Source organism: Christensenella sp. KGMB01412 (genome assembly GCF_055522415.1).
Map to the genome: position 1 here is coordinate 1 of NZ_JBVFVW010000012.1, position 25,314 is coordinate 25,314.

At 49.5% G+C, this 25,314-nt stretch carries 20 protein-coding genes and 1 riboswitch; of the genes, 18 read left to right on the forward strand and 2 right to left on the reverse strand.

All coding sequences use genetic code 11. The features are described from left to right. The first annotated feature begins 215 nt into the window (after positions 1-215). Positions 216-299, forward strand: a riboswitch (cyclic di-GMP riboswitch). Positions 300-449: 150 nt separating this feature from the next. From ACS5WU_RS12890 to ACS5WU_RS12975, 18 genes are all read left to right on the forward strand, one after another. Then, a complete protein-coding gene (locus tag ACS5WU_RS12890; RefSeq protein WP_302761991.1) occupies positions 450-5,234 on the forward strand; it encodes an Ig-like domain-containing protein in 4,785 nt (1,594 codons plus the stop codon). Positions 5,235-5,381: 147 nt separating this feature from the next. After that, entirely contained in the window at positions 5,382-6,329 is a 948-nt protein-coding gene (locus ACS5WU_RS12895) for a glycosyltransferase family 2 protein (protein WP_046442441.1), read from the forward strand. 206 nt (positions 6,330-6,535) lie between these two features. Then, complete coding sequence (gene rpmG / locus ACS5WU_RS12900) at positions 6,536-6,685, forward strand: 50S ribosomal protein L33 (RefSeq protein WP_046442442.1); 150 nt, start codon at positions 6,536-6,538, stop codon at positions 6,683-6,685. A gap of 19 nt (positions 6,686-6,704) precedes the next feature. After that, positions 6,705-6,977 carry a preprotein translocase subunit SecE gene (secE, locus tag ACS5WU_RS12905; RefSeq protein ID WP_052740200.1) on the forward strand — a complete coding sequence of 91 codons (273 nt, stop codon included), beginning with the start codon at positions 6,705-6,707 and terminating at the stop codon, positions 6,975-6,977. 14 nt (positions 6,978-6,991) lie between these two features. Then, on the forward strand, positions 6,992-7,633 hold the full coding sequence (nusG, locus tag ACS5WU_RS12910; RefSeq protein WP_082103351.1) for a transcription termination/antitermination protein NusG: 642 nt from the start codon (positions 6,992-6,994) through the stop codon (positions 7,631-7,633). A gap of 106 nt (positions 7,634-7,739) precedes the next feature. Beyond that, complete coding sequence (gene rplK / locus ACS5WU_RS12915) at positions 7,740-8,165, forward strand: 50S ribosomal protein L11 (RefSeq protein WP_046442443.1); 426 nt, start codon at positions 7,740-7,742, stop codon at positions 8,163-8,165. 3 nt (positions 8,166-8,168) lie between these two features. Continuing rightward, on the forward strand, positions 8,169-8,861 hold the full coding sequence (rplA, locus tag ACS5WU_RS12920; RefSeq protein ID WP_046442444.1) for a 50S ribosomal protein L1: 693 nt from the start codon (positions 8,169-8,171) through the stop codon (positions 8,859-8,861). A gap of 178 nt (positions 8,862-9,039) precedes the next feature. Next, the gene (gene argC / locus ACS5WU_RS12925) at positions 9,040-10,074 is read left to right on the forward strand and encodes an N-acetyl-gamma-glutamyl-phosphate reductase (RefSeq protein WP_046442445.1); all 1,035 of its coding nucleotides are present in this window, start codon (positions 9,040-9,042) and stop codon (positions 10,072-10,074) included. A 12-nt stretch (positions 10,075-10,086) separates the two neighbouring features. After that, complete coding sequence (gene argB, locus ACS5WU_RS12930) at positions 10,087-10,950, forward strand: acetylglutamate kinase (RefSeq protein WP_059109245.1); 864 nt, start codon at positions 10,087-10,089, stop codon at positions 10,948-10,950. Positions 10,951-11,016: 66 nt separating this feature from the next. Next, positions 11,017-12,207 carry an aspartate aminotransferase family protein gene (locus ACS5WU_RS12935; RefSeq protein ID WP_302760583.1) on the forward strand — a complete coding sequence of 397 codons (1,191 nt, stop codon included), beginning with the start codon at positions 11,017-11,019 and terminating at the stop codon, positions 12,205-12,207. Positions 12,208-12,274: 67 nt separating this feature from the next. Further along, positions 12,275-15,469 (forward strand): carbamoyl-phosphate synthase large subunit, encoded by a 3,195-nt coding sequence (gene carB / locus ACS5WU_RS12940; RefSeq protein WP_046442448.1) that lies wholly within the window; start codon positions 12,275-12,277, stop codon positions 15,467-15,469. A 15-nt stretch (positions 15,470-15,484) separates the two neighbouring features. Next, a complete protein-coding gene (locus tag ACS5WU_RS12945; protein WP_052740202.1) occupies positions 15,485-16,012 on the forward strand; it encodes a GNAT family N-acetyltransferase in 528 nt (175 codons plus the stop codon). Positions 16,013-16,075: 63 nt separating this feature from the next. Beyond that, entirely contained in the window at positions 16,076-16,345 is a 270-nt protein-coding gene (locus tag ACS5WU_RS12950; protein WP_046442449.1) for a hypothetical protein, read from the forward strand. Between the two features lie 273 nt (positions 16,346-16,618). Continuing rightward, positions 16,619-17,053 (forward strand): DUF2975 domain-containing protein, encoded by a 435-nt coding sequence (locus tag ACS5WU_RS12955; protein WP_046442450.1) that lies wholly within the window; start codon positions 16,619-16,621, stop codon positions 17,051-17,053. A gap of 8 nt (positions 17,054-17,061) precedes the next feature. Beyond that, positions 17,062-17,277 carry a helix-turn-helix domain-containing protein gene (locus ACS5WU_RS12960; RefSeq protein ID WP_046442451.1) on the forward strand — a complete coding sequence of 72 codons (216 nt, stop codon included), beginning with the start codon at positions 17,062-17,064 and terminating at the stop codon, positions 17,275-17,277. A 103-nt stretch (positions 17,278-17,380) separates the two neighbouring features. Then, on the forward strand, positions 17,381-18,745 hold the full coding sequence (locus ACS5WU_RS12965; RefSeq protein ID WP_302760577.1) for a B12-binding domain-containing radical SAM protein: 1,365 nt from the start codon (positions 17,381-17,383) through the stop codon (positions 18,743-18,745). Positions 18,746-18,848: 103 nt separating this feature from the next. Further along, entirely contained in the window at positions 18,849-20,291 is a 1,443-nt protein-coding gene (gene proS, locus ACS5WU_RS12970; protein ID WP_046442452.1) for a proline--tRNA ligase, read from the forward strand. Positions 20,292-20,369: 78 nt separating this feature from the next. Next, a complete protein-coding gene (locus ACS5WU_RS12975; protein WP_046442453.1) occupies positions 20,370-20,828 on the forward strand; it encodes a GNAT family N-acetyltransferase in 459 nt (152 codons plus the stop codon). Between the two features lie 61 nt (positions 20,829-20,889). Here the strand turns inward: ACS5WU_RS12975 and ACS5WU_RS12980 are convergent, their stop codons facing one another. After that, positions 20,890-23,139, reverse strand: a complete 2,250-nt coding sequence (locus ACS5WU_RS12980; protein ID WP_046442454.1) for a bifunctional diguanylate cyclase/phosphodiesterase — start codon at positions 23,137-23,139, stop codon at positions 20,890-20,892. Between the two features lie 65 nt (positions 23,140-23,204). Beyond that, a complete protein-coding gene (locus ACS5WU_RS12985; protein WP_302760571.1) occupies positions 23,205-25,163 on the reverse strand; it encodes a putative bifunctional diguanylate cyclase/phosphodiesterase in 1,959 nt (652 codons plus the stop codon). Positions 25,164-25,314: the final 151 nt, after the last annotated feature.

The following is a 25,314-nucleotide window of genomic DNA, read 5'->3' on the forward strand; positions in this document are numbered from 1 at the left end:
GCCGCGTTTAAAGACCAAAGGCAAAGAGCAGGTATTCGTACCTGCTCTTTTTATGTGATCAAATAGTCTGACAGATTGAAAGGATATCTTTCCATACGCATTGCCTGAGAAATATTACAAATTCAGCATATTTTAATCGTTTTGCCACTAGCAAAGCCATTTTTAACGAAAAAAATGTTGCTTTCCTGCAAAATAAGTTTATAATGAGGAATAAGTGAATTTTTTAGCAAACCTGTCAAAAGGCAGGGACGCAAAGCCACGGATCTAAGCGTAAATCGTATGATAGCCGGGTTGCAAGGATAGTAAGTCATATTTATGCAACAATATCATACCTGCGTGAGCGGGTATTTTTATTGCAGGGATATTTAAAAAGGCAGCCTTGTAGCCAAATAAGATGTAGTTTTTATGTCAAAACGACGACAGCAATCAGTTTGTCTACAGGTGAAGAAATGAAGAAAAAAATCATAGCGACAGTAATCGTAATCGGGCTTGTGCTCGGCATGTTTGGGATATCGAGCGCACAGCCTTTGAATGAAGCTGTGGAAACGGAGCAGGGAACGGTACAGGCAGACGGTGTGGAGCCGGTGCAGACAGAAACGCCGGAGGAAACGGCATCGCCTTCCCCTGCGGCGTCTGAAGAGCCGGTGCTGCCATCTGTACCAAAGGAGAGCGGACAACCGCAGCCGGGAGCTACTGCGGCGCAGCAAGCGGCAAGTGCGTCTGACGGGCAGACAGAGGCGGAAAGCGGACAGGAGATATTGCTGGCGCCGGATGCAGGCAGCACAGCGGAAGACGGGGTTATAGAGATCACGGAATTAAGCCAGATCACAGGATCGGGCAGTTACCGGCTTGCAGAAGATATTACGCCGGAAGCGGGCGTGACGATTGCCGCAGGCGAGAATGTTTCCCTCGATTTGAATGGGCATAAGATTGCGGCGGAGATACAAAACATATTGGTCAATGAAGGCGCACTATCTGTGACTGATTCTGCGTCCGGCGGTACGATACAGGCGCAGTCGGGCTGTATCCGCAATTTGGGTACGCTGACCATAAACGGCGGTCATTACATGACGACGGATAATCAGGCGGGTTGTGCGCTTTACAATGGAAGCGGCGCAACGCTGGTAATCAATGATTGCACAGTCGACGCTGCTTTTTTTGCGGTGGGGAACCTCGGGGATTGCACGATCAACGGCGGGCAATTCCATTCCACGTCCTCCAATGCGGCGGGCGCTTATGCGTATTGTATCAAAAGCATGGGCGAAGGAGCGAACCTTACGATCAACAATGCGACAGTAACGGGGATACAAGGTGCTGTGGCGGCAGTACAGGGAACGGTTACGGTCTATGATGGCCATTTTTCCACTGAGCAGGGAAACAGCAATTCGTTTTATGCGCTGTATGTGGCGGGCGAAGAGGGCGAAGTTTCCGGAACTGTTTACGACGGTACGTATTCGAGCCCCAAAAGCGCGGTTTACATCGGCAATGACAACACAAATGGAGACGGCGGCATCAATGCGCGTGCCTGCCTGAATATCCGCGGCGGGAATTTTACCGGCGGAGATGCGGCGCTCATTAAGGCGAAGAATACAGGAGCAACCTTTATTTCAGGCGGTACGTTCACGGATGGCAGCGGGCAATCCGGTATTGAAAACTATGTTGCGGACGGTTATACGGTCAAAAACGACAGCGATGGAAGCGTATCCGTCGTGGAACAGGTATTGTCCGTGTCGAACGAAACGACGGGAGCAAAATACGCAACCATTCAGCAGGCAGTCGACGCGGCGGGTGAGGGTGACGTAATCTGCATCACAGCGAACGGGAGCTCATACGACGAGGCTGTAACGCTTACAAAAGCTGTAACGCTGAAAGGGCCTGGAGACGGGAGCGCCGTCCTCACTGGTGGAATCACGCTTGCGGGGCCTTTCGGGGATAACACGCAAACAGTGATCAAGGGCCTTAAATTTGAAAAGAGCGGTATTTATGCGATCGCATGGGGCAGCGAACCGAATCTCAATAACCTGACAATCGAGAATAATATTTTTGAAAATATCAGCGCGTGGTCTGCGGCGGTCAATTTCAACCTGGCAAATACCAGCCCTGTCCGGAACCTGACCATTGCGGACAATACGATCACGAACGTGACTGCGGAAAACGGATCGGGCATCTGGGTATCGGCGGTAGCAGGTACGACACGGATCACGGGGAACAGGATTGACGGGACGAAGCTGAACAGCATACAGGTCACAGGTATGGCGGCAGGAGACGTTACGATTTCACGCAATATCCTCAAAAACTGGGACTCAGATATTGCGGGCGGCGGACGCGCAATGCGACTGACTGCAAACGGAAACGGAAGCATGACCATAACGGAAAACAGTATGGCGCGCACACTCGCGGCAGGCGAGGATGGCGCGCAGGCCGTCAAGATCACGGAGCTTACAGGAACGCTGAATGCTTCCAGGAATTATTGGAATGCTGCGAAACCTGATTTTTCGGCGGTGCTTAAGGCATATACGGATGGCGGCAGCACAGCGGCAGGCGGCACGCAGATTTCTGTCAAACCGTATTATGCGGATGAGGCGCTGACCAAACTTGTGTCGTATGACGTCAGGAACGAGCGCACGGGGGAAACCTACGATACGCTGCAAAAGGCGGTCAACAAGGCGCAGGCGGGCGATACGCTGCTTTTGGGCAACGACTGTGCATTCGGGACAACAACGCAGACGGGATACGACGAAGATAATATTGGTTATGGAACATACGGAAGTTTCAATAAGTCGCTTACGATCCGCAGCGAGGGTACGGCGTGCACGATAGTGGCGACGTCCATCGTTACGGTGAACAACGGGGCGCAGGTAGTCCTCGAGAACGTTACGGTAGATGGTGAAAACAGGATAGGAACGAGCGGGATCAATGTTCAGGGGAGCTCGACGCTTACCTTGGGCAATGGCGCGACGGTGAAGGGCTGCGCAACTTCCTCAGGACGCAGCGCGATCGATGTCGGCAGCGCGGGCGGAACAGGCGGAGAGGGAAAACTCGTTATGAACGAGGGTTCGCTCATAACGCAGAACGTGAACTCCGGCATTTGGCTGGAGCCGGACGGAATATTTGAAATGAACGGCGGCAGGATCGCAAACAACAACTGCCAGCCGACAGCGCTGAGCAAGCAGGCTTACGGCCTTGTGATCAGCGGCGGGAAGGCCGTGATGAACGGCGGCGAGATATTTGGAAACGGTGCCTCGATCGCCGGCGGCGGCGTATCGATGAACAAAAGCGGCAGCGTGCTTACCGTTAACGGCGGCGTTATTTCCAACAACACGAAAAACGGAAGTATTTATGTGACGGCAGCGGACTGTACGGTTACCCTGCACGACGCGGTGATCACAGGAAACAGCGTAAGCAGTTACGGCAGTGTAGGCGGTTCCTCGTCGGCAACAAATTTCAATGTGTATCTTTCAGGCAATACCCAGATCACCGGCAATAAGTATGGAAGTACGGCGTGCAACCTGAAAACGTCGGCAAATATGACGGTGGACGTTACAGGGCTTGCGGCGGGCGCACAAATCGGCGTAACGCCATACAGCAAGGCGGCAGGCTGCGAAGTGGCAAGCGCGGCGGACGCACAGTCGGTAAGGATGGAGTGTTTTACACCGGACAGCGCGCTGAATACGAACGTTTCGCTGGTACGTGTGGGAAATAAGCTGATGACAGGTTATACGACCACAATAAACGCAGCGGGACTGGAAAACAGCCAATTTGAATATACAGGAACGGCTCCGGTACCCAGGTTGCAGGGTGCTTCGCTCCAGGCTGCAAATGGCACGGAGATCGCGGAGCCGGAGGTCGGATTTGTGTATTATGCCGACAACAACGGACAACCGGGGACGGAGCTTGATAGCGCTCCTGCAGCAGCCGGAACATATTGGGCCCGTCCTGTCTATGACGGAAGCGTTACAGGTTCATATGGCGCCAGCCAGGGAACGGACGCTTACCAGTACCGTATTGTAATACCTGTTTCGGGCGTGAGCCTGAACAAGGGAGCTGTTTCCCTTGAGATGGGAACAAAAGGGCAGCTCAGCGCGGCGGTGTCGCCGGCAGACGCATACGATAAAACGGTTACATGGAGTTCGTCCAGCGAAGCTGTGGTGAAGGTAGACAAAGGTATGATTACGCCGGTTGCACCTGGTACGGCGACGGTTACGGCAACCTCATGCAATGGTAAGAGCGCATCGTGCACGGTGACGGTCATAGTCCCGCCGGAAACAAAGCCGGTATTACCGGATACGGAAGGCAAAACGCAGGTCGTAGTGGAACCGGAGATCAAGGGCAACACAGTCGATGCGGATGCGGTAAAGAATGCGATTGCGAACGCAAAGCCGGAAGAGGCGGTTGTCGTGAAGGTGGAAACAAAGAGCGGAGAAGAGGCGCGTGACATCAAGGTAGGCGCGGATGTGGTAGAGCAGGCGGCGAAGGCTGCGGCAGACGGCACAGGTGCAAAGACAGTTGCTTTTTCCATGGCGGATGCAAGCGGGAATGTTGCAGCAGCAGTGACGCTTGACCTTTCAAGGGGCGTTGATCCTGAAAAATTAAAGGACATCAATTTAGGGTTCTCGAACACGGTAAGCGCTTCAGTGGAGCAAAAGGCAAAGGAAACGATCCCTGCGGATGCAACGGTGATGTTTATTAACCTGACGCATAACGGGGAGTTCCCGTGCCCCATTACAAGAATGGACAAAGTAGGCAGCAGCTTCAGGCCGGGCGATACGGTATATCTTTATTATGCAGGGGCGTCCGGACTTTCGGAAGAGCAGGTGCTGACCGTGGATGCGAATGGATATATCACCTACACGATCTCGCATGCTTCGCCATATATGGTGACGGATATGAGGAGTGTTGTGGACGCGGATAATCCGGGCGGAAGCGAAACCCCGGGAATCGACAGTCCGGGCGGTAACGGATTGCCGGGTACGGACGATCCGGGAACAGGACAGGGCGATGGAAGTGTTACGTATGGATCAGGTGATTCGGGAAACGATCCTGTTGTTGTGGATGAAACGGATGGCAGTGTAAAGCCGGTGAGCACAGCTGCGGACGACACAAAGACCACAACGCCCCCAAGGACGGGAGACGTTCAGGATATATCGCCGTACCTGTGGCTGCTTGTGGTTGCAGGAGGTATAATTACTGCGGGAACGGTTATTGCAAATAAGCGCAGAAAAATTGAAAAGTAATACAATTTGCAAAAGAGAACGCGAAGAAGCGTTCTCTTTTTGTTATGCGGTATTCGTATCGCGGCAGGAAAAAATCTGCGTTCGATTGACGCTCCACATGGAATATAGTAATATGAAATAAGAAAATCTGAAAAGCGGGTAGGATGAATGGATAAACTGTATATTGTGGTGCCGTGCTATAACGAAGAAGCGGTATTACACGAAACGACAAAAAGGCTGGTCGACAAATTAAACCGTATGATTTCTGCTCAGCTGGTATCGGCCGACAGCCGTATCATGTATGTGGACGACGGCTCCAAAGACAAAACATGGGCGATTATCGATGAATTGCATAAAGAAAATCCAATGGTTCTCGGCGTGAAGCTGTCACGCAACCGCGGGCACCAAAATGCGCTGCTCGCAGGGCTTATGACAGCCAAGGATATGTGCGATGTAACGATTTCCATGGACGCGGATTTGCAGGACGACATCGAGGTGCTGGACGAATTTATGCAAAAATACACGGATGGCTGCGATATCGTGTACGGCGTGAGGGGCAACCGCGATACGGATACAGGCTTCAAACGCAACACGGCGCAGGCGTTTTATAAGGTTTTGAAGTTTTTCGGCGTGGATTCCGTGTATAACCACGCGGATTACCGGTTGATGAGTAAACGCGCGCTTGAGGGACTCAGCGAGTTTGGCGAAGTGAACCTTTTCCTGCGCGGCATCGTGCCGCAGATCGGCTACAGGACGGCGACAGTGGAATATTCGCGGGGCGAGCGGTTTGCGGGAGAATCCAAATATCCCCTGAAAAAAATGATCAGCTTTGCTTTCGACGGGATCACGTCGTTTTCCATCAAACCCATCCGTATGATTACGGCGGTGGGCCTTATCATTTTTGTGGTGAGCCTTATTATGCTGATTTATTCGCTCGTGGTAAACGCGCTTGGAGGTACGGCGTGGGGATGGACGAGCATGATCATGTCCATATGGCTGCTGGGAGGCCTCCAGCTGCTTGCAATCGGTATTATCGGGGAATATGTGGGGAAGACCTATATGGAAGCCAAAAAGCGTCCCAAATACCTTATAGAGACCGTGCTGAAGGATGAATAAAAAATGCGGATCATTTTGATCCGCATTTTCAGTAATCAGCCGAAGGGCGCCGGTGAAGCGTACTCTGGCAAAAAAACCTTTAAAAAAGCGGCAAAATCATTGACAACAGGGCGCTCAGATGATATTATATTAAAGCATCTTTGATAAAAGGCAGAGAGTGCCTTTTTTTAGATTGCCTAAAAAACGATGTACCGGAGGGAAGATAAATGCGTACGAAAATCACACTGGCTTGCACAGAATGTAAACAGAGAAACTATGATACGATGAAAAACAAGAAAAACGATCCTGACAGGATCGAAATGTCCAAATACTGCAAATTCTGCAAAAAGCATACCGTACATAAAGAAACCAAATAATTTTTGAGGTGGCAATACGATGGCTAAGACCAAACTATTGGGCGAGGAAAGAGAAAAGCATCTGAAGGAACAGAAAAAGCTCGCCAAAAAGAAAAATAAAAAGCAACGGCGCAGTCCCGCCCGGTTTTTTAAAGATGTATGGGGCGAAGTAAAGAAGGTAACGTGGCCGACACGCAAAGACCTGTTTAAGACTACATTTGCGGTAATTGTTTTTATCGTTATATTTGCAGTAATTGTCTGGCTGATGGATATGGGCTTTGGAGCCCTGTTCCGCAACTTCCTGCTTAGCTAGGAGCGAAGTAATTTATGAGTAATGAAAAAATCGGCTCTGAGGATGTATTGAAGCAGCCTGAAGAGACGCAAGAACAAGTAAATACGGAAACGCCAAAGGCGGAGACGGAAGAGAAGCCGAAATTTATCAAACAGGAAAAGACAGATAAACCTTATTGGTACGTTGTATATACTTATTCCGGTTATGAAAATAAGGTGATGGATAATCTTCTGAAGACTGTGGAAAACCACAACCTGCACGATACCATCATTGACGTAAAGGTTCCGATGGAAGAATCTGTTGAAATCAAAAACGGTAAAAAGCGCCATGTAACAAGGAAGCTGTTTCCGGGTTACGTCATGGTAAAAATGTTTTTGACGGACGAATCGTGGTATGTGGTGCGTAATACGCGCGGCGTTACCGGGTTTGTAGGCCCGTCAAGCAAGCCGATTCCGCTTTCTGACGCGGAAGTGCGCTCGATGGGAATCGAAAACGTACGGATTAACCTCGACGTGGAAGTGGGCAACAACGTGATCGTAACGTCCGGCCCGCTCGAAAGCTTTGTCGGCGTTGTGGAGGAAGTAAATACGGAGCGCCAGAAGGTTCGCGTCATGGTGTCCATGTTTGGGCGCGATACTTCCGTAGAGCTTGACTTTGTACAGGTCAAGAGGATTTAAGAAAAAAGCATATGCTCATACGGAGCGTATTTTGCAAAAGTTAGTAAGTGGGAGAACGCTATCCTAGTTCGTTTTACCACAATATATAAGAAAGAAGGATAAAAAAATGGCAAAGAAAATTGCAGGGTATATCAAATTGCAGATACCCGCAGGAAAAGCAACGCCCGCGCCTCCGGTAGGTCCGGCGCTTGGTCAGCATGGTGTTAACATCATGGACTTTACAAAGGCGTTCAACGAGAAAACAGCACAGCAGGCAGGACTGATTATTCCGGTTGTTATCACGGTATATGCAGACAGGTCGTTCAGCTTCATCACGAAAACGCCTCCGGCGGCAGTGCTGATCAAAAAAGCGTGCAAGATCGACAAAGCTTCCGGCGTGCCGAATAAGCAGAAGGTAGCGAAGATCACACGTGCTCAGCTCGAAGAAATTGCAACACTCAAAATGCCCGATCTCAATGCGTCGTCTCTGGACGCGGCTGTCAGCATGATTGCAGGAACAGCGAGAAGCATGGGCGTAGAAGTGGAGGGCTAAGCGATGAAAAGAGGAAAAAATTATCAGGACAGTGTAAAGTCCTATGACAAAATGAATTTGTTCGATCCGGAAGAGGCGATCAAGCTTTGCCAGAGTACGGCAAAGGCGAAATTCGACGAAACGATCGAGCTTTCCGTAAAATTGGGCGTTGATCCCCGCCATGCAGACCAGCAGGTAAGGGGCGCTGTCGTTCTTCCCCATGGCACCGGTAAAACGGTGCGCGTGCTTGTTATCGCAAAGGGCGACAAAGCAAAGGAAGCCGAAGATGCGGGCGCTGATTTTGTAGGCGCTGAGGAAATGATCGAGAAAATCCAAAAGGAAAACTGGTTTGACTTTGACGTAATCGTGGCAACGCCTGACATGATGGGCCAGATTGGCCGCATCGGTAAGGTGCTTGGGCCTAAGGGCCTCATGCCGAACCCGAAATCCGGTACGGTTACGATGGATATTGCTAAGGCGATTGCCGATATCAAAGCCGGTAAAGTGGAGTACAGGGTTGACAAGACCTCTATCATCCACGTTCCGATTGGCAAAAAGAGCTTTACAGAGGATCAGCTGAGGGAGAACCTCAAAGCGATCATGGATGCAATCGTGAAGGCAAAGCCATCCGCTGCAAAGGGTACGTACCTTAAGAGCGTTGTGCTTTCCGCAACGATGGGCCCCGGCGTAAAGTGTAATCCGATCAGGTTCATCTAAAATATCACAGCAAAGAAGCAAAAGACCTTCAGGCACAATGCCGAAGGTCTTTTTTGTGGGATTCTGTAAAATTGGCAAATTGTGGGAAACAATTTTGGAATCAACAAAGAAAGCTGTTGCATAATTATACATTTAGATGTATAATTATGTATAAAATATACAAGGAGTATCAATTAACATGATTAATGTCAGCGTAATCGGCGCGACGGGTTATGTGGGCGAGGAGCTTTTGCGGCTGCTCTCGGCACATCCTGAGGTATCGGTGAAGAAAGCGGTTTCAAAGAGCTTTGCAGGGCAAAGCCTGAAAGACCTGTATGCAAATTTTGTTCCGGGCAAGAACATTGTACTGGACGAATCGGACGGGGACGCAGGAGAAGCGGAGTTCGTATTTTTATGCCTGCCACATGGCGAATCCCTGAAGGCTGCGCCAAAGCTGCTCAAAAAGGGGCACAAGGTGATCGACCTGTCGGGTGATTTCCGCTACGACGACGTCAGCCTGTATGAAAAATGGTACAATATCACCCATACGGCAAAGCAGGAGAACCAGCAGGCAGTTTACGGTTTGCCGGAGTTTTTTAAGGACGCGATCAGGAACACGGATTTTGCTTCAAATCCCGGCTGCTACACGACTACAAGTATCCTTGCGCTTGCCCCGCTTCTCAAAGAAGGGCTTGTAAGCGAAAAGGGAATTGTGATTGATGCAAAGTCCGGCGTAACAGGAGCGGGACGTAAGGAGAAACTTGCTTATTCCTATTGCGAAACAGCGGATAATTTCAAGGCGTATTCTGTGGTGAACCATCGGCACACCTCGGAAATCGAAGAACAGCTTTCCTCTATTTCCGGCCAGGATGTGCGCTTGTTGTTTACGCCGCACCTTTTGCCGGTGAAGCGCGGCATCCTCGCTACGATTTACGCGGATATGGAGGAAGGTGCAGACGCGCTTTCTATTGCCGGAGCATACGAAAAGTACTATGGGGACGCTCCCTTTACACATGTACTGCCCCATGGGCAGCTTCCCGAGCTGAAATTCGTGGTTGGCTCCAACAACTGTATGATCGGCTTCGAGCTTTCGCCAAGGACGGGCAAGCTCGTGATTGTTTCCTGCACGGATAACCTCATCAAGGGCGCCGCAGGGCAGGCAATCCAGAATTTTAACATTATGAACGGCTTTGAAGAAACGCTCGGTCTCCCGCAGATCGCATGGTATTTATAAAGGAGTAATACAATGCAAAAATATATTGAACGTGCAAACGTGCTTATAGAGGCCCTTCCCTATATCCAGCGCCTGTTTGGAAAAACGATCGTAATCAAATACGGCGGCGCGGCAATGACAAACGAGGATCTGACGCAAAAGATACTGGAGGATGTGACGCTCCTGAAGTTTGTAGGGATGAATCCGATCCTCGTGCACGGGGGCGGGCCGGATATCAACCATATGCTCGATTCGCTTGACATCAAACCAAAGTTTGTGGACGGGTTGCGCGTAACGGACGATGCGACCATGGAGGTCGTACAGATGGTGCTTACAGGAAAGATCAATAAGGAGATCGTAGCCAAGCTAAACGGCATGGGCGCGGGCGCAATCGGCCTTTGCGGCATCGACGGAAACATCATCAAGGCGGTAAAAGCGCCGCCCAAAAACGGCGTGGATCTTGGAAACGTGGGGCAGATCGTATCGATCAATACCGATTTGCTCAATACGCTTGCGCACGACCAGTATATCCCGGTGATCGCGCCTGTGGGCACGGGCGACCACGGCGAGAGCTATAATATCAACGCAGACACGGTAGCCGGTGCAATCGCAACAGCGCTGAAAGCGGAAAAGCTGATCTTCCTGACGGATACGGACGGCGTGCGGACAAAGGAAGACGATCCGGAATCCCTCTTGTATGTCGCGTCAAAAACGGATATACTAAATATGATCGACGAGGGGAAAATTACAGGGGGAATGCTGCCCAAGGTATCAAGCTGCCTTTCCGCTATTGAAAAAGGCGTCGGCAGGGCCCATATCCTGAACGGCACGATCCCGCATCCGATTATATTGGAAATCTTTACGGATTCCGGTATCGGCACGATGGTGACGGGCTGAAGCAGGCGGTCACGGTTTTACTGTGCGTAAAGGATACCGGCGCGATACCTGTATACAGGAGATAAAATGACTTACGATGAACTCAGGGAACTGGATTCCCAATATTATATGGAAGTATTCGGCGAACGGCTGCCCGTGGTTTTTGACCACGGAAAGGACGCCCACCTGTTTGATATTGACGGGAAGGAATATGTGGATTTTCTTGCGGGGATTGCGGTAAACGCGCTAGGCTATTCCGATGGGGGGTTCCAGGAGACGCTCAGGAACCAGATCGGCCGGGTGATCCACACCTGCAATTATTTTTACAACGAACCGCAGGCAAAGTTGGCGCAGCTTTTGTGTAAGAAGACAGGTTTTGACCGTGTGTTTTTTGGAAACAGCGGTGCGGAGGCAAACGAGTGCGCATTGAAGCTTGCAAAAAAATATGCGTTCCGCAAGGGGCGCGATACGGCAAAGTTTGTCTGCCTGAAAAACAGCTTTCACGGGCGTACGCTTTTAACGCTTTCCGCCACGGGACAGGAAAAATTCCACACTGCGTTTGCGCCGATGGCTTATGACTTCATTACGATTGAAGCAAACGACATGGATGCCGCAAAAGCCGCTGTTACACAGGAAATTTGTGGTGTAATACTAGAAGTAGTACAGGGTGAAAGCGGTGTTTTTCCGCTTGAAAAAGAGTTCGTTCAGCTTGTGGCAGACCTTTGCAGTAAGCAGGATGTGATGCTGATCATTGACGAGGTGCAAACCGGCATGGGGCGCACGGGAACCTTCCTCGCGCAGGAGAAGTTTGGCGTGAAAGCAGATATCACGACGCTTGCCAAGGCCCTTGGAAACGGCGTGCCGATCGGCGCGTGCCTTGCAAACGCAAAAGCAGCCTCCGCATTTACAGGCGGGGATCACGGCTCTACATTTGGCGGCAATCCGCTTGCGTGCGCGGCGGGACTTTATGTTACGGAGAAGATAGACGGCGCGATGCTGGGGCGGATCGGCGACCTCGGCGGTTATTTCAAATCCCGCCTGCAGGATTTGATGGAAAAGCATCCGGCCCGGATCACCGACGTTCGCGGCATGGGGCTTATGCTCGGGGCGCAGCTTTCAGAAAAAGAGGACGCGCACGATGTCGCGCTCAAACTTCTGAAAAACGGAGTTGTGATCGGAACCGCAGGCTGCAATACATTGCGGTTTGTTCCACCGTTTGTCCTGACAAAAGGGGATATCGACCATTTGATCGATGCGCTGGAAGCAATTTTTTCATAGAAGGAAGAGCAGGCAAGGTTGTCTGCTTTTTTATAAAATTTAGATTGAAGTATTTGGGGGACAAAAAATGCCAAAAATAACCGACATTCAAAAGATACTTGTTATTGGTTCCGGGCCGATCATCATCGGCCAGGCAGCTGAATTTGACTACAGCGGCACGCAGGCCTGCAAAGCCCTGAAGGAAGAGGGCTATGAGGTTGTGCTGATCAATTCCAATCCCGCGACCATCATGACGGACGTTGGAATGGCGGATAAGGTATACATCGAACCGATCACGCTCGATACGGTTATCAGGATACTGAAAAAAGAAAAGCCGCAGGGCATCATTGCAACGCTTGGCGGACAGACGGGGCTCAACATGGCGATTGAGTTGGATAGCTGCGGCATTCTCCCAAAGCTTGGAATCCGTCTCCTTGGTACGCAGCTCGATTCCATCAAGCTCGCAGAGGACAGGGAGCTGTTCAAAGACCTGATGGTGAAAACAGGCCAGAAAACAACGCATTCCACGATTGTTACCTCGCTTGAGGAAGCGGAGGCGTTCTCGCATGAGTGCGATTTTCCGCTTATTGTCCGTCCGGCGTATACGCTTGGCGGAACGGGCGGCGGTACAGCGCACAATATGGACGAGCTGATGGACATCACCGCGCGCGGCCTGAAAATGAGCCTCATCCACCAGGTGCTTATGGAGCAAAGCGTAGCCGGATGGAAGGAAATTGAATACGAGGTTATCCGCGATAACGCGGATAACTGCATTATTGTATGTAATATGGAAAATATCGATCCGGTGGGGGTGCATACGGGCGACAGCATCGTTGTTGCGCCCTCGCAGACGCTGACGGACAGGGAATACCAGATGCTGCGCACCTCAGCGCTTAAAATCATCCGTGCGCTCGACATCAAGGGCGGCTGCAACATCCAGTATGCGCTTGATCCCAATTCCTATGATTATGTGGTTATCGAGGTGAACCCGCGCGTGTCGCGTTCCTCGGCGCTTGCGTCTAAAGCAACCGGCTACCCGATTGCGCGTGTTGCCGCAAAAATTGCCGTGGGTTATAACCTCGACGAGATCAAAAATTCCGTTACAGGAAAGACGTACGCCTGCTTTGAGCCTGCGCTCGACTATGTTGTTACAAAGGTACCGCGCTGGCCGTTTGATAAGTTTTCCGGCGCGGACAGGGCGCTTGGGACGCAAATGAAGGCAACCGGCGAGGTCATGGCGATTGGGCGTAATATCGAGGAATCGCTTTTGAAGGCGATCGACTGCCTGGACGTAAAGCTGAATTATAACCTTGGCATGAAAAATATCGATAACTGGACGCTGAACGAGCTGGATGAATCGCTTAAAAATCCGGATGATGAGCGTATCTTCGTGCTGTCAAAGGCGCTCGAGCGTGGCTATACGGTGGAAAAACTGCATGAGATTACGCAGATTGACGAGTTCTTTATCAATAAGCTGAAAAACATTGTGGACCTTTCCAAGCGGCTCAGGAGTTATACCATAGAGGATTTGCCTGAGTGGGTGCTGCGCAAATGCAAAAAGGTCGGCTTTGGCGACGGATATATCGCAGACTGTATCGGCGCGCACGAATCACAGATCACGTATATGCGTAACGCGCTTGGCATCAAGCCGTCGTTCAAGAAGGTAGACACCTGCGCGGGCGAGTTCAAGGCGGTTACGCCGTATTATTATTCTACCTACGACAACGAGGACGAGGTGGAGCTTTCGGATAAAAAGAAGGTTATTGTACTTGGTTCCGGGCCGATCAGGATTGGTCAGGGAATTGAATTTGATTACTGCTCCGTGCATTCGGTCAATACGCTCAAGGAGCTTGGTTATGAATCGATCATCATCAACTCCAATCCGGAAACGGTATCCACAGATTTCGATACGTCCGATAAGCTTTATTTCGAGCCGCTTACCAAGGAATGCGTGCTCGATATTATCGATAAGGAAAAGCCGGAGGGCGTGATTGTACAGTTTGGCGGGCAGACCGCGATCAATCTGGCACAGCCCATCCACAACAACGGCAAAACGATCCTTGGCACCAGCGTGGAGGATATCGACAGGGCTGAAGACCGCGATAAATTCCTGCACGTATTGCAACAACTGGATATTCCGCTTCCCAAAGGGGATACGACGTTTTCACTCGAGCATGCGCTCGAGGCGGCTGCGGACATTGGCTATCCGGTGCTTGTCCGTCCTTCCTACGTTCTTGGAGGACGCGCAATGGAGGTCGTTTACAACGATGCGGAGCTGACCGAATACATGACCATGGCTGCGGAGGTATCGCCGGACAAGCCTGTTTTGATCGATAAATACGTAGTGGGCAAGGAAATCGAGCTGGACGCGGTATGCGACGGCGAAGACGTGCTTGTAGTTGGAATCATGGAGCATCTCGAACGCGCAGGCGTTCATTCGGGCGACAGCTTTGCCGTGTACCCCACACAGTCCATTTCAAAAGAGGCAAAGAAGAAAATTGCGGAATACGGCATTGCGCTGGGCCGCGCACTTGGCGTAAAGGGGCTTTTCAATATCCAGTTTGTTATGGATAAGGAAGAGAACGTGTACGTGATAGAGGTGAACCCGCGCGCAAGCCGGACGGTTCCGATTCTTTCCAAGGTTACTGGCATCAATATGGTGGCGCTTGCGACACGCGTCATGATGGGAGAGAGCCTGAAGGATATGGGCTTTGAGACAAGCGTGCACAAGGAATCAAAGTTGATTACAGTCAAGGCGCCGGTATTCTCCTTTGCCAAGCTGGCTACGGTGGACACCTTCCTCGGGCCTGAGATGAAATCCACAGGCGAGGTCATGGGAACGGACAGGACGTTTATCAAGGCGCTTAAAAAGGCGTTTCTGGCGTCAGGCAGCAGCATCCCGGATAAGGAAGGCAAGATACTGATCAGCGTTGCGAACCGTGATAAGGAGGAGGCGCTTGGCATTGCCAGAGAAATGCAGGAATGCGGCTTTGAGCTGTGCGCGACTCCGGGTACGCACGCATATTTTAAGGAGCATGGCTTTGACGTGGAGCTTGTGCCAAATGAGAAGGTATTGGACCGTATCAAAAACGGCGATTTTGTGCTGATCGTGAATACGCCAACCCGCGGCAAGCAAAAGACGCGCAGTGGTTTTCACCTGCGCCGCACGGCGGTGGGCTTCAACGTGCCGTGCATCACCTCCATGGATACGGTGAATTCCATGCTGAAGGTGCTGCAGTCGGACGATAACCTCAGCATCATTCCGCTCAATGAGTATAAGTAAGGCGGGTGAACGGTTATGATGGATCAGATAACGCTTGTAAAGGCGACTGACGCGGACGCGCAGGAAATACTCGATATCACAAGGCTCGCCTTTGATTTATATGCGCAGGAAATCCGCAAGCGCGAGAGCGTGGCGGCGCTTTATGAGACGATTGACGACGTGCTTTCCGATATCCATAACAAAAACGTAATCGTAGCCCGTATTGACGATGAGATGGTTGGAAGCGTTCGGTTTGAGATCCTTTCGGACGGCATTGCCTATCTGAGCAGGTTTTCCATCGATCCGCAGGCGCAGAACCTTGGAATCGGCGGGCTGCTGCTCGAAAAGGTAAAGATCGAATGCCTCGCAATGGGTGTGCGCGCGATCACGCTGCATACGGCGTCCAAAATGCGCTCCACTGTTGCGTTTTATCTCAAAAACGGATACTATATCCATTCCATTTCGAGGGACAGCGACTATATCCGCGCACTGATGGTGAACGAGATATGCGAAATGGATGAAATGTACGACTATGAATCCGTATGCGCCCGCGCAAAGCATTGATTTGCGGTTTGTGCACCGCAAGCCGTGTTTATCAATAATAAGCAAAAAACGGAGGAAAATGCTATGATTTCTTTATTGCTTGGCCTTGCCGCACTGATTTGTGATATTTTATCCCTCTTTCCGCAGGTGGGCGTGCCTTACCTTTCGTTGATTGGCTTTGTGCTCGCGATTGTTGCGGTTGCAACCGGTAGCAAGATCATCAAGGTGGATCCAAACGATAAAAACGCACGTGCCGGTAAAGCAATCGGCGTGGTCTGCATTGTGCTTGCGCTCCTGGGTGTGATTTTCTCGTTGATATTGATCCCGCTCGGTTGCCTTGCATTTGTGTTTTAACCGGAAAGACCGGGCCGCAAAAGGCGGCTTATAAGAAGCGGACAGTTTTGGAACGGTATAGTGGTTTTCGCTATACCGTTTCTTTTTTCCCTGAACAAAAATCAGAAGCCCATTGGATTCCGCTATGGCATGAAGCAGTAACTGGTTTTCGTCTTGGCATTTCCTTTAAACAATATAATTTTATTGTTTTTCGATAAAAATTTATTGACATAACGAAAAATGGGCGATATACTTGCCATGATAACATATGCTTGAATCACCGGAGGCAAACTTATGAAATATGGACAAATAAGTGTAAAGATACTGAATGGCGCAATCATAGTATGTATGATGGCGATTATCGCCCTGTTTACAACCACGCCGGTTTTGGCAAAGTACATATTCAGTTTGTACATTGTACAAAATCTTGTGTTCTGTTATACGGCAGGCGCTATCGCACTGTGGTTTCTTTTTGAACTGCGTAAGCTGATTTTAAGCGTGCGCGACGGCAATCCATTCGTCCGCCGGAACGTAACGAGCTTAAAACGGCTGTCGCTGGCGTTGGCGTTGCTGATGGCAGATTTTATCTTTATATTTTGTTTCGTACCTTCCATTTCCAAGCTGTTGTGTATCGCGTTGCTGCTGCTCGGCGTGCTTTGCGCACAGGTGCTTGCATACCTGATTGAGCGCGCGGCGGAATACCGTGAAGAAATCGACCTTACGGTCTGAGGTGGGGTATGGCGATACTTGTGAACCTGGACGTAATGATGGCGAAACGCAAAATAAGCCTGAACGAGCTTGCGGCGAAGGTGGATATCTCGCTTGCGAATTTATCGATTCTGAAAAACAATAAATGCAGGGCGGTACGATTTTCAACCCTGAATGCACTTTGCAGGGCGCTTGACTGCCAGCCGGCAGACCTTCTGGAGTATGTGCCGGAGGAAGAAGCCTGATCCAAAGCGTACATTAGAATGACGATCCCTGTTTCGATAAGTATTTGCGGGGAAGTATTTTGTGCACCCAAAAATGAACGCTATCACATAGATTGGAGTACTTATGAAGTATAAAATATTACTGATCCAGCCGGAAAACAAAGAGATCAACCGCGTCCGAAGGAAACAGCTCAATAACTTCGTCCAGATCACAATGCCTTATCTGGCGGCATTCATCGACGAGACGTTATTTGATATCACGCTTGTGGATGAATACAACCAGTCGGTTCCGTTTGACAGGACGTTTGACCTGGTGGCGATCACGGTCAATACGCCAAATGCGCGGCACTGCTACGATATGGCTGAGCGTTTCCGCAGTAAGGGAGCCAAAATTGTTATGGGCGGGCCGCATGTTACTTTACTTCCTGAGGAGGCGGCAAAACACGGCGATTTTCTGGTGGTTGGCGAGGGAGAACGGACATGGCCGGTATTCCTGAAAGATTTTGTATCGGGAAATGCAAAAAAACGGTATGAAGACAATGAGGCGCCGCCGCTTGACGGCTTACCCGTTCCAAGATGGGATTTGCTGCATCACAGGAGCAGCCTGATGAAAGGAGCGGTGTTTGCGACGCGGGGGTGCCCTTATCACTGCCGCTATTGCAATTTGAAACAAATTTACCATAATTCCTTTCGGATGCGCCCAATCGATGAAGTAATCAGGGAAATCAAAGCGGTACCCTCCGGTTACTTTGTTTTCTGGGACGACAACTTTTTTGCAGACAGGGAATATGCGCTTGCAGTGATGAAAGCGATGAAGCCGCTCAGGAAGCGTTGGGCCGCACAGGCGACGCTCAGGGATTGCGACGACGACGAACTGCTCGGCGCCGCCCACGAGGCAGGCTGCATTTATCTGTTCGTGGGGCTGGAATCCTTTTCGCGCGCATCGCTTGCGGACGCCGGAAAGCCGATCAACCGCGTAGGGGATTACAGGGCGATCATACAAAAGGTGCACCGTTACCGGATATTGATACAGGCGGGGATCGTGTTCGGTTTTGACTCCGATACAAAGGAAGTCTTCGCCGATACGCTCAGCGCCTGCGAAGCCCTGGGAATTGACGGCGCAACGGTGAGTATTTTGACGCCGCTTCCCAAAACGCCGATTTACGAGGACTTAAAACGCGAAAACCGGCTGAAGCATTCTGACTGGCAATTTTACAATGGGAAGACATACGTTGCATTCGAGCCAAAGCATATGAGCGCGCAGGAGCTATACGAGGGGTATTTGTGGTTTCGGAAACGCTTTTATTCGCTGCGTTCCTTTATCAGGCGGATGCGTATTTCAAGGACGCGTACCGGGCATAACTTCCTGATCAACCTCGGTTACCGGTTAGCGATCAAAAAGCCGCGGCGGGGTTACTGGGAATCTATATCTTGCGGGGCATGGAAAAGTTATGCAAAGGACGCGCGAACGCTTGAAAAAAGGGTATAATGATGGTAAACTGAAATCAACGAAATAGAAAGAAAGAATCAGCCGCGGCGTGGCCTGTAAGGCAGTGCGGAAGCGGCGCGATAAGGAGAACGAAACAAACAATATGGCAAAGCAAAACGATGGATTTGTAGAGCACATCACACCCCAGAGCGAGGATTTTTCGCGCTGGTATACGGATGTGATCAAAATGGCGGATATGATCGACTATTCCGAAGTGAAGGGCTGCATGGTCATCAAGCAGTATGGCTACGGAATATGGGAATTAATCCAGCAGCAGCTTGACGAACGTTTTAAGGAAACGGGGCATAAAAACGCTTATTTCCCGTTACTGATTCCAAAGCACCTGCTGGAAAAAGAGGCCGAGCATGTGGAAGGCTTCGCGCCGGAGGTTGCCTGGGTTACAAAAGGAGGCACGGAGGAGCTCGCAGAGCCGCTGTGCATTCGCCCGACCTCAGAAACGATCATTTGTTCCATGTATTCCAAATGGGTGCAAAGCTATCGTGACTTGCCCGTATTGCTGAACCAGTGGTGCAATGTGCTCAGGTGGGAAAAGAGCACCCGCCCGTTCCTGCGCACCTCGGAATTCCTGTGGCAGGAAGGGCACACCGTTCATGCAACGCAGGAGGAAGCGGAAGAGGAAACCGTGCGTATGCTGGGCGTATACCGTGATTTTATGCGCGATGTACTGGCGATTCCCGTGATTTCCGGGCAGAAGAGTGAAAAGGAAAAATTTGCGGGTGCGGATCACACCTACACAGTAGAAGCAATGATGCTGGACGGCAAAGCGTTGCAAATGGGAACCTCGCACAATCTGGGGCAGAATTTTGCGAAAGGCTTTGACATCCAGTTTCTGGATAAGGATGGGCAGCTGAAATATGCGTGGCAGACCTCGTGGGGCGTATCTACGCGTATGATCGGCGGCATTATTATGGTGCACGGCGACGAGCGGGGATTAAAGCTGCCTCCACGTGTAGCGCCGGTCCAGTGTGTGATCGTGCCGATAGCCGCGCATAAGCCGGGCGTGCTTGAAAAGGCCGAAGAGCTGTTCCAGACATTGAAAGCTGCGGGAATCCGTGTAGAGCTGGACGACAGGGACCAGAGCCCAGGATGGAAATTCAACGAATGGGAGCTTAAGGGCGTTCCGGTTCGCCTTGAGATCGGCCCGCGCGACATTGAAAACAATGCGTGTATGCTTGCGCGCAGGGACTTGTGCGAAAAGGAATCGTATTCGCTTGACGGAATCGCGGCAAGCGTTCAGGAGCTTTTGGATAAAATCCACGATAATATGCTTCAAATGGCTTTCGAATACCGTGAGGCGCGAACGTTTGACGCGACAAACTGGGAAGAGTTTATGCAGGGGATCGAGAAAGGACACGGCTTTGTCCGCGCGATGTGGTGCGGAGATACCGAGTGTGAGGAGCAAATCAAGGAAAAGACCGGCGTAACCACACGCTGCGCGCCGTTTGAGCAAAAAGAGCTTGGCGAGGTGTGTGTGCATTGCGGCAAACCGGCCAAAAAAATGATGTATTTTGCAAAGAGCTATTAAACATTGTGATACAAGGCAGGGAAGAATTTGGCGGCAGGGCCGCACGTATTGGCAGGCTACTGGCAGGAGGAGAACAAAATGGGCGTTGAACTAAGGAAAATGACACAAAATGATATCTTTTTTGTAGTAGAGCAGAGAATGGACCTTTTGCGTCAGATATCAGGGGAACGGATGACTGAGGAATTCCAGGAGGAAACCGTTCATTATCTGCAAAAGCACATTGCAGACCAAAGCTGCGTTGGGTACGTTGCGGTAGACGGCCGCAAAATCGTTTCTGTGGCTATGATTTGCATGTATGAGGTAATGCCGAGGCTGTGCAATGTCACCGGAAAGACAGGCTATGTTTTCAATCTGGTTACGCAGCCCGAATACAGGAAACAGGGGCTTGCAACAAAGCTTTTGGAGACGCTGTTTGAAGAAGTAAAGGCAAAGGGCGTTAAGCAGCTGTTCCTCAATTCGGAACCTGCGGCGATTAACCTGTATCGGCGCCTGGGCTTCCAGATGGTAGACCGGGAAATGGTGTTGAATTTTGAATAGTAAATAAAAAAAGGGCGCAAGCCCTTTTTTTGTATCATCATTTTTCAGGCGCGGTATGCAGTTATTGCTCCATGTTCTTACGGAGCAGCTCCTCAAACGCGTCTTCCGGCATGGGCTTAGCATACAGGAAACCCTGTACAATAATGCGATAGCCGATATTCCTTAAAAAGTCTGCCTGGGCGCGCAGCTCAACGCCTTCTGCAACCACCGTAATTCCAAGCTTTTCAGACATCGCGATAATGCTCGAGATAATAGTGGTTTCGCGGTCGTTATCATCCTCGTGGGTAAAGAAACGCTTGTCGAGCTTGATCACGTCTACGGGCAGGGTACGCAGCAGGTTAAGCGAGGAATAACCTGTGCCGAAATCGTCGATGGAGATTGAAAAGCCCGCGTCCCGCAGCTCATTCATACGCGTTAAGATCAGATCGTCGTTGTCAATCAGCGCGCTCTCCGTAAGCTCTATTTCCAGCAGGCCCGGGGAAAGCCCGTACTTTTCGGTAATGTCAAGCAGTTGTTTCACAAAATCGTCATTATAAATATGAAGGCGGGAAAAATTCACGGATATCGGAACCACAGGCATCGCATGGTCAAGCCAGTCCCGCAACATCCGGCACACCTGCTCGAAAACGTAAAAATCTATTTTTACGATAAAACCGTTTTTCTCAAATACAGGGATAAACTCTCCTGGATTCATAAAGCCCTTATCCGGAGATATCCAGCGCACAAGAGCTTCGGCAGCGACAGGTTTCTCGCTATCCAAATCAAACTTAGGCTGGTAATAAACCACAAATTCGTTGTTTTGGAGCGCAGCGTCCATATCGTTTTCGAGTTGCTTTTCATGCAGCATCTTTTGGTTCATGCTGTCGTCGTAAAAAGCATAATAATTGTGCGCGTTACTTTTGACGCTGTTTTTGGCAGTCTTGCTCCAATCGCTCATGCGCGTGACAGAATAATCGTTTTTGGGAACGATGTAAACTCCATAAGAGAGCAGCAGGTTATAATTCTTTTTCCGGATAAAAGGAAAACTCCTGATACGGTTGTTCCAGCCGGATATGCGGCCTGAAATCTCATTTTCATCAGAATAAGTGATGAGTACATTAAATTCATCCGAACCAGCCCTGCAGTAAAGCTCGTGCTCCCTCATGTCATTTTTAAGCACGGCGGAAATATGCCGAATCAGCAGATTGCCGTTCCGGTAACCGTAAAGCTGGTTGAATATCTTGAATTTATTAATATCAAAGTTGATAAAAGCATATTTTTCATTGGCATGATCCTTAAGTATATCATTACAATCGCTGCGGAATTTCACCCAGCTTGACGCTCCGGTAAGCTCGTCTACAAACGCAATACGCTCGAGCCTTTTTTTGGCGTTGCTTTGGGAAATCGCGATATATACAAGCAAAATTACCACGGTAAAAACGATGATACCTGAGATCCAGCCGGTAAAGGCAATCAGGAAGGAGCTCTTTTCCGAAACCACGGAAGCAGGTACAACAGAGAGGATATACCAGTCGTTTACATTGATGGGCGCGTAGCTCATGTAATATAATATGCCTGCTTTTTTGTATTGTGTTACGCCGCTTTCTCCTTTTTGCATATCGGCGTGCATGGTTTCAAATGAATTGCCGTCTATACTGACAAGCAGGTTTCCGTCCAGCTCGAAGAAATTTTCAAATTCCACACTGTTTTCATGGTGGGACCTTGCGATTTTGTCGCCGTTCTTTTCCACAACATAGGCATATCCGTTGCCTTCAAAGGTAGAGACGGAAATTTTATTTTCGAACACGTCTGTGGCGTGCGTTGCAAACAGTACGGATACCACATTGCGTCCGGAATAGATCGGCACGGCGTAAACATTAATACTGTTCCCGTCCACTATATCCGTAAAGGTATCGGAAATATTTGGAATACCGGCCAAAGCCTTGCGAAAATATTTTCTCTCCGAAAAATCATAGGAAAGACCGTCGGTTGTAACGGCATTGCCGTCAGGATCGATAAGCCCCATACGCTTAAATCCATTCTGGTCGCGGATTTTATCCAGCAGTTTCATAGTGGATTCCGTATCAAGCCCGCTGAAATCATTGCTCTGCAATACGGTTGCGACAGATTCAAGCGTGTAAAGGTCGCCGTTTACCTGGGTTTCAATGATTTCTGATTCCTGCAAAGTGATTTCCTTCAAATTTGAGGTGATCTCATCATCGAGCACGCTTCTTACGGTATTGGCATAAAACAGCATCAAAGAGATCGCGATAACCGCGATGATCAAAATAATGACGATTGAAACCATGAGGAGCTTTTTTGGTTTTGCCATAAGACCTGTCTTTCCTGTTTTTGTCGTGCCTGCGCTCATTTGGGGAGCAGCGCACGCAAAACCGGTTATTTTTCGCTATGCCCGATGGTAAATGGAGTATCGCACAGCTCTTTGCCCAGATACAACTTTGCATCCTGTGGTGGAACAGGTTTTGAATACAGGAAGCCCTGGATCATATCACAGCCGCAATTTTCAACAAAATGCTGCTGTTCTTCGGTTTCAACGCCCTCTGCAAGGATATTGATACCAAGCTGCCTGAATGCAGCCGTCATATGGCGTACCACAACTGCGGAACGCGGATTGTGGGTAGACGACCACACAAGGCTTTTATCAAGCTTGACCGTGTTAATTGGAAACCCGAGAACAGTAGAAATATTGGAATAGCCGGTACCAAAATCGTCAAGCGCAAAGCGTACCCCTCTGGCGTGGAGCACGTTGATAAAGTTCCTGACAGTATCGAGGTTTTCAATTAACACGCTCTCCGTAATTTCGATTTTGACCTTGGAGCAGGGGATTCCGTTTGACTCAATAATTTCAAAAACGCGTTTGGAAATATCTTCCTGTGTAAACTGCATGGAAGAGAAATTAACGCTGACAGACAAAATATCGATACCGTCTGCAATCAATTCTACAATATATTTGCATACCTTGTCCAGAACCTGGTAGGTGATATCGATAATCAATCCGGTATCCTCCGCAAGCGGAATAAACTCGGATGGATAAATCGGGCCAATGGGCGTATCGTTTAGCCGCAATAAAGCTTCAGCCCTGTGAAATTTGCAGTCCGCTATGGATAAAATAGGCTGATAGTATACTTCAAAGCTGTTGGTTGCGAGGCGTTCGCGCAAAATTTCAATGATGCGTAGTTTTCGTTTTGCCTGCTCGAGCATTTGCGGCGTGCAATAGGAGTAATGCTCCGGCTTTTGCTTTGCCTGCGCGACGGTGGTTTCAATCCCATCGATCAGCCCTTCCACGCTGTCGGCGCTGCTTGGATAATGCACAACTGCAAGCGCATAAAAAAGGATGCAGCTGCAGGTAGCGGTTTTCCATGGCAATGTCATTCTATGCTGGAGGCGCTCAAAAACAGGACGGATAATCGTCTCGTCCGAGTGCCCGAGCAGAATGGCGAATTCGTCCCCGCTGAAGCGGTAAAGCTGGTGACCACCGAGTATTGAAGCCAGATAGGTGGAGACAGACTGAAGGAAGCGGTCGCCGTTTTGTTGCCCAAATTTATCGTTGATCAGTTTAAAGTTTTTCAACGACAGGACAATGATCGCAAACGAATCATTTTTGTGATGCTCAAGCTTTAGCTCCAGCATTTTTAAAAACTCGTGGCGGTTGGGCAGGCCCGTCAGGTGGTCAATCGAAATTTGTTTATTTTGCAGGTACAAATAGATAATCAACAAAGCGCAGGTAGCGGCGGAACCGGATAGAATATATTCCGGAACAAATTGCTGGATTACGATTACGATTGCTGCAATTACGGGAAATGAAATCAAAATGCGGCGTATGGATCGATCCAGGAGCTGGCCCTTGAAAAGCACAAGGAACAGGCAGGCAAAACAGTAGATATAAAATATGATATAGGTGAGGGAAATGAGGCTGCCGCGCATATAACCAGTTGACGGATCGATGTCAAAAAGGAGTTTCGTTGCAGGATTTATCAGCACAAAAACGAGGTAAGCCGCCGCCGGAACAGAAGCAATAATGAGAACCTTATTGAGCGCCTTATCGTTTTCAAATACAATGGAAGTTACATAGAAAAAATAGAAGACGCCCATAAGCGGCGTCGTTACAAAATAAAATGTCGTGACAATCCATATGAGGGCAAGCGGAATCTCCTGATAATAATACAACATCACGGTGGAAGCAATATTTGAAGTGATCGCAAAAAAGGTTACTAAAAAACAAACCTGAAAAAACTGGTTTTTCAAGGTGGGAAGAGGATTCCCTTTTCTGGAATAAATCCAGATGATACATAAGATAATTGCGGAAATACATTCCGCAGAAATATTCCAAACCATTCTTACTTATTTCCTTTGTATGAGTGCTCCACAAATATGTTGAAAAACAAGAACTACTATATTTTAGCATAAAAAAAAGAAAAAAACAGCAAACAATACCACATTGGTACTGTTTTAATATATCTGTGGAAACATTATTTGACAGAAATGA

Excerpts from the sequence above, each read along its gene's own strand:
- ACS5WU_RS12975 (WP_046442453.1), top strand. The coding sequence starts at position 20,370 with ATGGGCGTTGAACTAAGGAAAATGACACAAAATGATATCTTTTTTGTA.
- rplA (WP_046442444.1), top strand. The coding sequence starts at position 8,169 with ATGAAAAGAGGAAAAAATTATCAGGACAGTGTAAAGTCCTATGACAAA.
- proS (WP_046442452.1), top strand. The coding sequence starts at position 18,849 with ATGGCAAAGCAAAACGATGGATTTGTAGAGCACATCACACCCCAGAGC.
- ACS5WU_RS12960 (WP_046442451.1), top strand. The coding sequence starts at position 17,062 with ATGGCGATACTTGTGAACCTGGACGTAATGATGGCGAAACGCAAAATA.
- ACS5WU_RS12980 (WP_046442454.1), bottom strand. The coding sequence starts at position 23,139 with ATGGCAAAACCAAAAAAGCTCCTCATGGTTTCAATCGTCATTATTTTG.
- ACS5WU_RS12950 (WP_046442449.1), top strand. The coding sequence starts at position 16,076 with ATGATTTCTTTATTGCTTGGCCTTGCCGCACTGATTTGTGATATTTTA.
- nusG (WP_082103351.1), top strand. The coding sequence starts at position 6,992 with ATGAGTAATGAAAAAATCGGCTCTGAGGATGTATTGAAGCAGCCTGAA.
- ACS5WU_RS12985 (WP_302760571.1), bottom strand. The coding sequence starts at position 25,163 with ATGGTTTGGAATATTTCTGCGGAATGTATTTCCGCAATTATCTTATGT.
- argC (WP_046442445.1), top strand. The coding sequence starts at position 9,040 with ATGATTAATGTCAGCGTAATCGGCGCGACGGGTTATGTGGGCGAGGAG.
- secE (WP_052740200.1), top strand. The coding sequence starts at position 6,705 with ATGGCTAAGACCAAACTATTGGGCGAGGAAAGAGAAAAGCATCTGAAG.
- ACS5WU_RS12955 (WP_046442450.1), top strand. The coding sequence starts at position 16,619 with ATGAAATATGGACAAATAAGTGTAAAGATACTGAATGGCGCAATCATA.
- carB (WP_046442448.1), top strand. The coding sequence starts at position 12,275 with ATGCCAAAAATAACCGACATTCAAAAGATACTTGTTATTGGTTCCGGG.
- argB (WP_059109245.1), top strand. The coding sequence starts at position 10,087 with ATGCAAAAATATATTGAACGTGCAAACGTGCTTATAGAGGCCCTTCCC.
- rplK (WP_046442443.1), top strand. The coding sequence starts at position 7,740 with ATGGCAAAGAAAATTGCAGGGTATATCAAATTGCAGATACCCGCAGGA.
- ACS5WU_RS12945 (WP_052740202.1), top strand. The coding sequence starts at position 15,485 with ATGATGGATCAGATAACGCTTGTAAAGGCGACTGACGCGGACGCGCAG.
- ACS5WU_RS12935 (WP_302760583.1), top strand. The coding sequence starts at position 11,017 with ATGACTTACGATGAACTCAGGGAACTGGATTCCCAATATTATATGGAA.
- ACS5WU_RS12965 (WP_302760577.1), top strand. The coding sequence starts at position 17,381 with ATGAAGTATAAAATATTACTGATCCAGCCGGAAAACAAAGAGATCAAC.
- ACS5WU_RS12895 (WP_046442441.1), top strand. The coding sequence starts at position 5,382 with ATGGATAAACTGTATATTGTGGTGCCGTGCTATAACGAAGAAGCGGTA.
- ACS5WU_RS12890 (WP_302761991.1), top strand. The coding sequence starts at position 450 with ATGAAGAAAAAAATCATAGCGACAGTAATCGTAATCGGGCTTGTGCTC.
- rpmG (WP_046442442.1), top strand. The coding sequence starts at position 6,536 with ATGCGTACGAAAATCACACTGGCTTGCACAGAATGTAAACAGAGAAAC.